General features: G+C 73.4%; 10 protein-coding genes. 8 read left to right on the top strand and 2 right to left on the bottom strand.

Annotation, left to right across the window (positions count from 1 at the left end):
- The first annotated feature begins 197 nt into the window (after positions 1 to 197).
- The 8 genes from B7L92_RS10635 (at position 198) to B7L92_RS10600 (ending at position 8,557) form a co-directional block, all read left to right on the top strand.
- Positions 198 to 1,172 carry a methyltransferase gene (locus B7L92_RS10635; RefSeq protein ID WP_107501437.1) on the top strand — a complete coding sequence of 325 codons (975 nt, stop codon included), beginning with the start codon at positions 198 to 200 and terminating at the stop codon, positions 1,170 to 1,172.
- 49 nt (positions 1,173 to 1,221) lie between these two features.
- Positions 1,222 to 2,457 carry a cytochrome P450 gene (locus B7L92_RS10630; protein ID WP_081237177.1) on the top strand — a complete coding sequence of 412 codons (1,236 nt, stop codon included), beginning with the start codon at positions 1,222 to 1,224 and terminating at the stop codon, positions 2,455 to 2,457.
- A 218-nt stretch (positions 2,458 to 2,675) separates the two neighbouring features.
- Complete coding sequence (locus B7L92_RS10625) at positions 2,676 to 3,383, top strand: flavodoxin family protein (protein ID WP_081237176.1); 708 nt, start codon at positions 2,676 to 2,678, stop codon at positions 3,381 to 3,383.
- Positions 3,380 to 4,789, top strand: a complete 1,410-nt coding sequence (locus tag B7L92_RS10620; RefSeq protein WP_081237175.1) for a phenylacetate--CoA ligase family protein — start codon at positions 3,380 to 3,382, stop codon at positions 4,787 to 4,789. The genes B7L92_RS10625 and B7L92_RS10620 overlap by 4 nt, the downstream gene beginning before the upstream one ends.
- Before the next feature lie 16 nt (positions 4,790 to 4,805).
- Complete coding sequence (locus B7L92_RS10615) at positions 4,806 to 6,320, top strand: anthranilate synthase component I family protein (RefSeq protein WP_081237174.1); 1,515 nt, start codon at positions 4,806 to 4,808, stop codon at positions 6,318 to 6,320.
- Between the two features lie 5 nt (positions 6,321 to 6,325).
- The gene (locus B7L92_RS10610; protein ID WP_255310853.1) at positions 6,326 to 6,967 is read left to right on the top strand and encodes an anthranilate synthase component II; all 642 of its coding nucleotides are present in this window, start codon (positions 6,326 to 6,328) and stop codon (positions 6,965 to 6,967) included.
- Between the two features lie 101 nt (positions 6,968 to 7,068).
- Positions 7,069 to 8,379 carry a phenylacetate--CoA ligase family protein gene (locus B7L92_RS10605; protein ID WP_081237172.1) on the top strand — a complete coding sequence of 437 codons (1,311 nt, stop codon included), beginning with the start codon at positions 7,069 to 7,071 and terminating at the stop codon, positions 8,377 to 8,379.
- Positions 8,348 to 8,557 (top strand): DUF6052 family protein, encoded by a 210-nt coding sequence (locus B7L92_RS10600; RefSeq protein WP_081237171.1) that lies wholly within the window; start codon positions 8,348 to 8,350, stop codon positions 8,555 to 8,557. The genes B7L92_RS10605 and B7L92_RS10600 overlap by 32 nt, the downstream gene beginning before the upstream one ends.
- 54 nt (positions 8,558 to 8,611) lie before the next feature.
- Here B7L92_RS10600 and B7L92_RS10595 read toward each other — a convergent pair whose 3' ends face one another.
- Both B7L92_RS10595 and B7L92_RS10590 read right to left on the bottom strand, forming a co-directional pair.
- Positions 8,612 to 10,015 carry an extracellular solute-binding protein gene (locus tag B7L92_RS10595; protein WP_081237170.1) on the bottom strand — a complete coding sequence of 468 codons (1,404 nt, stop codon included), beginning with the start codon at positions 10,013 to 10,015 and terminating at the stop codon, positions 8,612 to 8,614.
- A gap of 34 nt (positions 10,016 to 10,049) precedes the next feature.
- Positions 10,050 to 11,225, bottom strand: a complete 1,176-nt coding sequence (locus B7L92_RS10590; protein WP_081237169.1) for an epoxide hydrolase family protein — start codon at positions 11,223 to 11,225, stop codon at positions 10,050 to 10,052.
- Positions 11,226 to 11,356: the final 131 nt, after the last annotated feature.

Here is an 11,356-nt window from a genome sequence, read left to right as displayed (position 1 = left end):
GGCGGATCACCGAGCAGCCCGTCACCGGACCCGGTGGCGGGCTGCTCGGTGATCCGCCCCGGCAGGAGCGCAATCCAGGAGATGGCCCGTGCCCGCCGCTCGGCGAGGATGGCACCACGGGTTCGCCCGTACCCCCGACGAAGGAGGGCACCGCTGTGCTGGGCGACGAGGACGGCAAGGCCGCCGCGCTGTGGCGGATGGCGAACCTGGGCACGCCGATGGCCGTGCGGGTGGCCGCGACCCTGCGGATCGCCGACCACATCGCCGCCGGCACCCGGACGGCGAAGGACCTGGCCGAGGCGGTCGGCGCCCACCCCGGCGCCCTGGAGCGGCTGCTGCGCTACCTGGCGGTACGCGGAGTGTTCGACCGCGACGCGGACGGCCGCTACACCCTGACCGACCTGGGGCGTCCCCTGTGCGAGGACCACCCGGCCGGTCTGCGCGCCTGGTTCGACATCCGCACCGGCGGTCGCGGAGAACTGTCCTTCGTGGAACTGCTGCACAGCGTCACCACGGGCGAGGCCGCCTTCCCGGTGCGCTACGGACGCCCCTACTGGGAGGACCTGACCGACGACCCCGAACGGGCCGCCGCCTTCAACTCCCTGCTGGGTGCCGACGTCGCCGTCCGCGCCCCGGACGTCGTGACCGGCTACGACTGGGGCCGGCTCGGCCACGTCGTCGACGTGGGCGGCGGCGACGGCTCCCTGCTGACCGCGCTGCTCGACGCCCACCCCGGCCTGCGCGGCACGGTCGTGGACCTGAAGGAGGCCGCGCACAGCGCCGAGCTGTCCTTCGCCGCCTCGGGCCTGGCCGACCGCGCCGACGCCGTCACCGGCAGCTTCTTCGACCCGCTGCCCGCCGGAGCCGGCGGCTACCTGCTCTCGCTGATCCTGCACGACTGGGACGACACCGCGGCGACCGCGATCCTGCGCCGCTGCGCCGAGGCCGCCGGCCGCACCGGATCCGTCTTCGTCATCGAGTCGATCGGGCCCCGCGGCGACGCCCCGCGCACCGGCATGGACCTGCGGATGCTGTGCGTCTACGGGGCCCGGGAGCGCGGCGTGCCCGAGTTCGCCGCGCTCGCCGCCGACGCCGGCCTGAAGGTGGCCGCCGTCCACCCCGCCGGCCCCTCGGCGATCATCGAACTGACCGCCGCCGACCGCGCCGCGTGACCGGCCCGCCCGGCCGCACCGAGCGGCCCGCCGCAGGAGGAGACACCGGATGGCCGAGTCTGCCCCGTCCCTGACGGAGGCGTTCGCCGCCCTGGGCACCAGGCGGGGACGACAGGACCCCTACCCGCTGTACGAGGCGATCCGCGCCCACGGCGACCTCGCCCGGCGCGGCCCCGGGCGGCTGGTCGTCACCGGCTACGACGCGTGCGCCCGCGCCCTGCGCGACACCCGTCTGCACGTCCAGGACCGCACGGCCTACGACGCCGCCCACCCGGCCTGGCGCTCCCACTCCTCCCTGCGCGCCTTCACCAGCTCCATGCTCTACAGCAACGGGCCCGACCACACCCGTCTGAGGTCCCTGGCCGCTTTCGCCTTCACCCCGCCCCGGGTGCGCGACCTCGCCGCGGTCGTCGAGGGCATGGCCGACCGCCTCCTGGACCGCATGGCCCGCCTCGGCGCAGGCGGCGACCCGGTCGACGTCATCGCCGAGTTCGCCTCCCGGCTGCCCGTCGCCGTCATCGGCGCCGTGCTCGGCTTCCCCGAGGAGGACCAGGTCTGGTTCCGGGAGACGGCCTCCGCCATCGCCGTGGCCACCGACGGGTTCTCCGACCCCGCCGCCCTGCACCGGGCCGACGCCGCGATGGACGCCCTCGCCCGCTACTTCGCCGCGCTCGTCGAACAGCGCCGCCGCAGGCCCGCCGGCGACCTCCTCACCACCCTGACCGCGGTGCACGACGGCGACCCGGAACGGCTCAGCCACGAGGAGCTGATGGGCAACCTCATGGTGCTGCTCACCGCCGGCTTCGAGACCACCAGCTTCCTCATCGGCCACGGACTGATGATCGCCCTGGGCCACCCCCCGTACGCGCATCGGCTGCGCGACGACGCGGACTTCGCCGACGCCTACGTCGAGGAGGTCCTGCGCTACGAGCCGCCCGTCCACGTCACCAGCCGCTTCGCCGCCCACGACACCGACCTGCTCGGCACCGCCGTCCCGCGCGGCACCCGGCTGACCCTGATCCTGGCCGCCGCCAACCGCGACCCGCGCCGCTTCACCGCACCGGACCGCTTCGACCCCGCGCGCGGCGGCGCCCCGCAGCCCCTGAGCTTCGGCGCGGGCCCCCACTACTGCCTCGGCGCCCCCCTCGCCCGCCTCGAGGCCCGCATCGCCCTGCCCCGGCTGCTGCGCCGCTTCCCGCGCCTGGCCGCCGCCGCCACCCCGGTCCACCGCGACCGGTGGGTCGTCCGCGGACTCGACACCTACCCCCTCGCGCTCGGCGCCTGACCTGCGCCGCCGCCCGTCCCGCACGCCCGTAGGGCCGGGGTCGTCGCACAGCATTTAGAGAGATGCGCCGTCACGCCCGCAGACGTGACGATTCAGGTAAGTCGGCAGGCCCCCGCACGACGACTTGGCGAACTCGAGCCCCCGGCGTCCGCGCCCCGCTCTCCGGCCGACCGCCGCCGACTGCGCCGGAACCGCCGCATCTGCGAAGGAGTCATCTCGTGACAGCACCACTCAGGATCCTGGCGATCAACGGATCGGAGCGGGACGGCAACACCGCCGACGTCCTGCGCCACGCCGCCGGGATCGCGGCGGGGCGCGGGGTCGAGTTCGAGACGGTCGATCTGCGCACCATCCGCATGGACCGCTGCGGTCCGTGCGGCGACTGCAACACCCGCACGGTCCCCTGCGCGGTGCAGGACGACGTCGCCGGCGTGGTGGCCAGGATGGTCCGGGCCGACGGCATCGTCTTCGCCGCGCCGGTCCACGGCTTCGGCACCGCCAGCCTCATGCAGACCTTCATCGAGCGGGCCGGGGTGGGCCACCTGCGGTTCGACCGCCCGCTGACCAACAAGGTGGCCGGAGTCATCTCCGTCGCCCGCCGCTACAGCGCCGGCGAGGTGTGGGCGCAGCTGACCGTCAACGCCCTGCTCAACCGGATGATCCTGGTGGGCAGCGGCTTCCCCGCCACCGTGCACGCCCTGCACCGCGGTGACGCCCTGAAGGACGAGGAGGGACTGACCAACGTCTCCCGGCTCGTGGAGCGGATGACGGACATGATGGAGCTGCTGGCCGAGCACCGCCGGCTCACCGGGCACGACGGCCCGATCCACACCCGCGAGGCCAACGAACGCGTGGGACTCGCCCTGAACGCCGCCGAGTTCGCCGACGTCCCCGAGCCCGCCCTCGCACCGCGGGGCCGGCCGTGACCGCCGTCGGCACCGACGCCTTCCTCGCCGCCCACCGCCGGGTCAGCGACTCCTTCTACGCCGGCACCCTCACCGAGCGGGCCCTGGCCGACTGGCACGCGCGGCGACTGACCGCCGTGCTGCGCCACGTCACCGAACGCTCCCCGTTCTACCGCCGCCACCTGGCCGGCGTGGACATCGAGTCCGTCACCCCCGCCACGCTCGGGTCGCTGCCCTTCACCACCAAGGACGACCTGCGCCGCGAGATGCACGACGTACTGTCGGGCCCGCTGTCCGACGCACGGATCTACTACGAGACCAACGGGACCACCGGGGCCGCCACCCCCTGTCCGCGCGGCGCCCGGGACATCGCCGCCTCCAACACCGCCGTGGAGCAGTCCTGGCGCCACCTGCTGCGCACCCGCTTCGGCGACCGCAAACCCGTCGTCGGCCTGATGGGACCGTCCGAACTCTACGCGTTCGGCGACGTGTTCACCGACGTGGCCGCGACCCTCGACCTCTGCCACGTCAAACTCTGGCCCGAGTCCCCGCGCGTCGGCTTCAAGAAGGCACTGCGCCTCATCGAGGAACTGGGCGTCGAGGTCCTCGTCTGCGCTCCCGCGCTGTGCCTGAGCCTGGCCAAGGCGGCCCTGCACCACGGCTACGACCCGGCCGCGCTGCCGGTGAGGCTCTTCCTCGTCCTCGGCGAGATCTGCACCCCGCAGTTCGCGGCGAACGTCTCCACCGTCTGGCCGCACGCCGTCGTACGGCCCGCCCTGTACGGCTCCCAGGAGGCCCTGTGCATCGCCTCCGGCGCCGACAGCGGCGCCCTCCACCTGTCCGCGCCCAACTACCTGGCCGAACTGGTCGACCCGGACACCGGCGCCCCCCTCGGCCCCCACGGCACCGGCGAACTGGTGCTGACCATGCTGATCGACGGCATCAAGCCGCTGGTCCGCTACCGCACCGGGGACCTGGTCCGGCTCACCCCCGCCCCGCCCGGCTCCGCCCTGCCCGGCCCCGTCGTCGAGGTCGTCGGACGCGCCGGCGACCGCATCCAGGTCGGTGACGGCCTGCTGTGGCCGGCCGAACTGGAGGCGGCCGTGCTGACGGACGTCCGCGGCTGCCTGGGCTACCAGGTCGTCATCGACCGCGCACCGGACGGCGGCGACCGGATCACCGTCCGCATGGACCTCCTTCCCGGCACGGCACGGCCCGACCGGATCGCCGCGGCCGTCGCCGCCCGGCTGCGCGAACGCACCGGCGCGCACAGCACCGTCGTGGCCGACACCGACATCGACCCCGTGACCCACACCGGTTCGTTCGTCAGCTGGAAGGCGGCCCGGGTCCTCGACCGCCGGTCCGGGCCCGACGGCCCGGCGCGCACCGCCCGACAGGTCGCGCACCGCTACGCGATCACCACGTGACCCAGAAGGACCTGCCATGACCGATCCGCACCCGGCGGCGCCCGCCCCGGTCCGCGTGACGACGCGCACGCGCGGTCTGCCCCAGCCGGCGATGCTCCCCGCCTACCGCGCCCTCGCCGCGCGGTTCGGCGCCGACCAGGTGTACCTCCTGGAGTCCGCCGCCGGCCCGCCGCACGACCGCCGCTACCAGTTCGCCGGCTTCGGCACACTGCTGTCGCTGTCCGTCACCGACGGGGAGGTGCGCGTCGCGGGCCGGCCCGGCCTCGTCCGGCTGCTCCTGGAACGGGCCCGGCCGCTGCTCGCGCCGGACGGGGCGGACCGGGCGGACCTGGCCGGCGACACGGGAGAGGCCACCGTGCGGCTGCGCTCCTTCACGGACCTGTGGGCACTCCTGCGCACCGCCCGGCGGATGTTCGACGCCGACGGCTCGGCCACCCGCTTCCGCTTCGGCTTCCTCGCCTACTTCGGCTACGACACCGTCCGCTACGTCGAGGACCTCCCCCACCTCATCGAGGACCGCCCCGACCTGCCCGACGTCCACCTCGTGCTGCACCAGGGCTGCGTCGTCGCCGACCTCGAGGGCGGTGGGGCCGAGCTGCTGCTGCACGAGTCCGCGCACTGGGACCCCCTCGACCAGGACGGCGTCCTGCACCTGCTCACCCGGGCCGAGGACACCCATCCCGAGCCCGCCGCCGACACCTTCCCCGAAGCCGTCGTCACCGACGACAGCGACCCCGTCCGGTTCGCCGCCGACGTCGAGCGCTGCCTGAAGCACATCGCGGTCGGCGACATCTACCAGGTGCAGATCGGGCACGAGCTGACCATGCGCTCCCCGGCCCGCCCGGCCGACGTCTACCAGCGGCTGCGCCGGCGCAACGCCTCGCCGTACATGTACCTCGCGAGCCTGGCGGGACAGTGCGTCATCGGCGCGAGCCCCGAACTGTTCGTGCGGGTCGAGGACGGCACCGTCACCATGCGCCCCATCGCCGGGACGCTGCCGCGCACCGGGGACGACGAGGCCGGCGCCCGGCGGCTGTCCTCGGACCCCAAGGAGATCGCCGAGCACACCATGCTCGTCGACCTGTGCCGCAACGACATCGGCCGGATCTGCCGGGCCGGCACCCTCCGGGTGCCCGACCGGCTCACCGTCGAGCGCTACTCGCACGTGCTGCACCTGGTGTCCACCGTGCGGGGGCGGGCCGAGGAGGACAAGGACGCCTTCGACACGATCGCCGCCCTGTTCCCCGCCGGCACCATGACCGGCACCCCCCGGATCCGGGCCATGGAGATCATCGAGTCCGTCGAGCGCAGCCGCCGCGGCCTGTACGCGGGCGCGCTCGGCGTCCTCGACGTCGGCGGCTACACCAACCTCGCCCTGTGCATCCGCACGCTGTTCCACCACGACGGCGTGTACCGCACCCGTGCCTCGGCGGGCATCGTCGCCGACTCCGACCCCCGCGCCGAATGGCGCGAGACGCTGGCCAAGATGAGCGCCGCCCACTGGGCGGTCACCGGAAAGGAGCTGCTGTGACCCGGATGTTCCCCGTCCGGCCCGCCTCCGCTGCACATCCGCGGATCCTGGTGGTCGACGCGTTCGACAGCTTCGTCGACATCCTGCGCCAGTACCTGATGTCGGCGGGCGCCGTCCCCCTCATGGTGCGCTCCCCCGCGCTCTCCCCGGCCGACGTGCCCGCCATGGGGCTGGACGGCATCCTCCTCGGCCCCGGGCCGGGGCACCCGGACGAGTCGGGGCACGTGGAGCTCGTACGGGCCTTCGCGGGGCACCTGCCGCTGCTCGGGGTGTGCCTGGGCCACCAGGCCGTCGGCCGCGCCTACGGCGCGAGCGTGGTGCCCGCCGAGCACCTCGTGCACGGCAAGACCAGCCGGATCCGCCACGACGGACGCGGTCTGTTCACCGGCCTGCCCGACCGGTTCGAGGCGACCCGCTACCACTCGCTCATCGTGCCCGAGGAGACCGTTCCCGACTGTCTGGAGGTCACCGCCCGGTCGGCGGACGACGGCTATGTGATGGGGCTGCGCCACCGCACCCTGCCCGTGGAGTCGGTCCAGTTCCACCCCGAGAGCTTCCGCACCGACCACGGCATGGACATCGTGACCAACTACCTGCGTGTCGTGCGGGACTTCGCCGCCTGGACGGCCACCGCCCCGGCCGCCTGAGCCCGCCGGTCGCGCACCGCACGCGCAAGGACGCGCCGCCGGGCCGGCGAGCGCCAGGATTCCCGGTGCCACCGGCTGCCGGGCGTACATCGGAGACACACGTGGACTACTGGAACAGCACGGCGGAGACCATGCCGCGGGAACGGCTGGAGTCCTGGCGGTGGCGGCGCCTGAGCCGCGCCCTCGAGCACGCCCGGCGCTCCTCGCCGTTCTGGGGCGCCCGCATCCCCGAGAACATCACCTCGCTCGCCGACTACACCGCCCGGATGCCGCTGCTGTACAAGGCGGACCTGCTCCGGGCCGAGGAACAGGCACCGCCGTACGGCACCTGGCCCTCGCTCGACCCGTCGCTGGGCGTGCGCCACCACCAGACGAGCGGCACCAGCGGCAACCCGCCGGTCCGCACCTTCGACACCGAGCGGGACTGGGTGTGGTGCGTGGACACCTTCTGCACCGCGCTGTACGCCAACGGGGTGCGCCCGCACCACAAGGGCATGGTGTGCTTCGGCTACGGCCTGCTCGCCGGCTTCTGGGGCATGCACTACGCGCTGGAGCGCATGGGCTGCACCGTCTTCCCCTCCGGCGGCCTGGACTCCCGCACCCGTGTCCGTCTGCTGGTGGACCAGCGCATCGAGGTCCTCGGCCTGACCCCCAGCTACGCCATGCGGCTGATCGAGACGGCCCGCGAGATGGGCGTCGACCTCGCCCGCGAGGCGAACGTACGGATCATCCTGGCCGGGGCGGAGCCGCGCTCCGACTTCACCACCCGCACCATCGAGGAGGCCTTCGGCGCCCGCGTCTTCAACGCGGCCGGCACCACCGAGTTCGGCGGCGTCTTCATGTTCGAGTGCCCCTCGCGGCGCAACGCCTGCCACATCAACGAACAGTCCTGCTACGACGAGGTGCTCCACCCCGAGACGAAGCAGCCCGTCGGCTACGGCGAGGAGGGCGTCCGGGTCACCACGGGACTGTCCCGCGAGGGCGTCCAGCTCTTCCGCCACTGGACCGAGGACGTCGTCGTCAGACGCCCGCACACCGAGTGCGGCTGCGGTCGTACCTGGGACTTCTACGACGGCGGCATCCTGCGCCGCGTCGACGACATGCGCAAGGTCCGCGGGGTGTCCGTCACCCCGGTGATGATCGAGGACGTCGTCCGTTCCTTCGACGAGGTCGACGAGTTCCAGTCGTCCATCCGCACCGTACGCGGACTCGACACCGTCCACGTCAGGGTCGACGCGGGCGAACTCGCCGGCCGGGCCGCCGACGCGCTGTGCGGCCGTATCGCGGAGGAGTTCAAGCGCGAGATCGGCATCCGACCCGTGGTGGAGCTCGCCCCCGCCGGCAGCCTGCCCCGATCACAATGGAAGGCGGCACGACTCCATGACGAACGCGTCCTCACCCCTCACGGCTGAGCAGGAGCTCCACCTGATCGAGAGCTACCGCACCCTGACCCACCTGGCGGACACCGTCCGGGTGCCCGCGGTGCTCGCCTCGGTACGGACCTGCCTGGCCGAACTGCGCCTGGCCCTCGACGGCCAGGCCGTCGACTTCGACTACTACCGCGAGCCCGCCCGCACCCTGGTGGCCTGACGGCACACGGAAGGGGCGCCCCCACCCGGGGCGCCCCTTCAAGCGTGTCCGGCCTCAGCCGTTGCTGCCGCGCACCGCGTTCTCCAGCTGCGCGCCCGTGTAGGCCTCGACGCCGGCGAAGTACTCCACCCGCAGGCTCTCGGGGCTGCGCACGCCGTTGTCGACGCGGTCGCGCTCGTAGGCGTCGAGCAGCTCCTGCGCCTCCCGGGTCGCCTCGGCGAACCGCTCGGCCGCGTCCGCGCCCTGCAGCAGGACGTCGCCCATCGCGCGGGTCATCACGTCCTGCGCGCCGGCGAAGTCGCCGAACAGCGCGCCCCGGCACGGCGGCACGCCCTCACCCTCGGTGTAGCTGCCGAGCTGGGCGCTGGCCAACCGGTGGTAGGGGTTGGCCTCGAACCACCCCTCCTCCTCCAGCAACCGGTACGAGGAGCGGGTCACCGGCACGAAGCTGCTCGCGATGTGACGGTCCGCCGCGTTGCGCGGGTTGTTGAGGAACTGCATGAACGCCAGCGCGCCGTCCTGCGTCACCTCGTCGAGGCCGGCGGTCAGCCACAGCGAGGTACCGGCGATGATGTTGCCGCCGTACGGCTCGCCCGCCCGGCCGGGGAAGCGGCCCACCGTCATCTCGAAGCCGGCGTGCTCGGCCGCCTGGGCCATGTAGTTGAGGTCGTTGGACGAGGTGATGCGCAGCGCCACGTCCTGGTCGGCGAACGCCTTGAGGTTGCCCTCCCAGTCCGGGATCTTGCCGGTGTACAGGTAGTGGCCGTTCCGGTGCAGCCGCTGCCAGTACTCGACCCAGGTGAGCATCTCCTTGGACGACAGGTCCAGGCGCGCGGCCCGGCCCGAGCGGCCGTTGTCCCGGTCGGCCAGCTGCCCGCCCTGGACGGCGAGCGCCTGCTGGAAGAACAGGCCGTGGTTGGACCAGGTCACCGCGTGGCGCGGGCCGTCCGGGAGCGCCGCGACGGCCTCGCAGGCCGCCTCCAGCTCCTCCCAGGTGGTGGGCAGCCGCTCGACGCCCGCGGCCCGCAGGAGGTCCTGGTTGCCGTAGATCAGCATCGCCGTCACCACGGCGGGCATCGAGACCAGGTCGCCGTCGCGGGAGTAGTGCTCGCGCACGGCCGGCAGCAGGTCGTCGACGACGACCGGCTCGCCGAGGATCTCGGTGCGGCCGGCGATCGCCTGCTGCACCGACGTGAACAGCGGTGCGCCGTCACGGGTGCGCATGTCGTACGCGGCCTGGGTGACGGCGAAGTAGAACTCGCCGATCGCCGGCGGACGGCCCGCGTCGGCCGCCTCCGCTATCTCCCGGGACAGGTTGCGGAAGTCCCGGCCCTCGATGTTGATCCGGTACTCCGGGTGGGCCTTCTCGAACTCGGCGCCCAGCCGGTGCAGCCGGTCCATGTAGCCGGGGAAGGTCAGGTCGCCCAGCCAGACGTCGATCACGGTCGGGGTGGTCATCTACGGCCTCATCTCTGTCTGAACGGGTGCCGTCTCAGGCGGCGGTGGCGGTGGCGGACGTGAGGGAGCGGGCGAAGGCGCGGATGTCGCCGGTCAGGGCGGCCGGCTGCTCCATCGCGGCGAAGTGTCCGCCGTGCTCGAACTCGGTCCAGTGCGTGAGGGTGGGGAGGTCGCGCTCGGCGAGGGCCCGGACGGGGACGAAGATGTCGTCCGGGAAGACGGCGACCCCCACCGGCACCGTCAGCGGCGGCGGCACCGCGCCGGACGCGGCGGCGCGCACGCCCTCCGCGCCCTCGAAGTAGAACTGGGCCGACGAACCGGCCGTGGCCGTCAGCCAGTAGATCGAGACGACGGTCAGCAGCAGATCGCGGTCGACCGCCTCCTCGGGGCGCTGCTCGGCCGAGGTCCAGTCCAGGAACCGCTCCACGATCCAGGCGAGCTGGCCCACCGGCGAGTCGGTCAGCGCGTACGCCAGCGTCTGCGGGCGGGTCTGCTGGACCTTCATGTAGCCCGACAGTTCCGCGTCGAAGCGGGCCAGTTTGCCCAGGCGGGCCTGGTCGGCCGGGCCGAGCCCGGCGAGCTCGGCCGGGTCGCCCGACGGGAAGGTCATCAGCATGTTCACATGCACGCCGATGACGTGCTCGGGGTCGATGCGGCCGAGCTCCAGGGAGATCACCGCACCGGCGTCGCCCCCCTGCGCCAGGTACCGGTCGTAGCCCAGGCGCGCCATCAGCTCGGCCCACGCACGGGCGATACGGCCCGTGTCCCAGCCCTTCTCCGGCAGCGGGCGGGAGAACCCGTAGCCCGGGATCGACGGGACGACCAGGTGGAACGCCTGGGCCGGGTCACCGCCGTGCGACCTCGGGTCGGACAACGGGCCGATCACGTCGAGGAACTCGGCGACGGAACCCGGCCAGCCGTGCGTGAGCAGCAGCGGCGTGGCGTCCGGCTCGGGCGAGGTGACGTGCAGGAAGTGCACCGGCGCGCCGTCGATCTCGGTGACGAACTGCGGGTGCGCGTTCAGGCGCGCCTCGGCCGCGCGCCAGTCGAACGACGTGCGCCAGTACTCGGCGAGCTCCTTCAGATAGCCGAGCGGCACCCCGCGGCTCCAGCCGACGCCGGGCAGTTCGTCGGGCCAGCGGGTCGCCTCCAGCCGTCGGCGCAGGTCGTCCAGCTGGTCCTGCGGGATGTCGATGCGGAAGGGGTGCATGAGGCGCTCCGAGGAGGGTCGGTCCGCGCGTGAAGGCCGCGGCTCGCTGAAGGAGGTCACAGGGCTCGCCCGGCGGGATCGGTCCCGAAACACGTGCGTCCAGCCGTATCGTGCGCCGCCGTCCGAGGGCC

Origin of the sequence: Streptomyces viridosporus (genome assembly GCF_002078235.1) — a bacterium.
Taxonomy (GTDB): Bacteria; Actinomycetota; Actinomycetes; order Streptomycetales; family Streptomycetaceae; genus Streptomyces; species Streptomyces viridosporus.
This window is presented reverse-complemented; position numbering and strand designations above follow the sequence as displayed.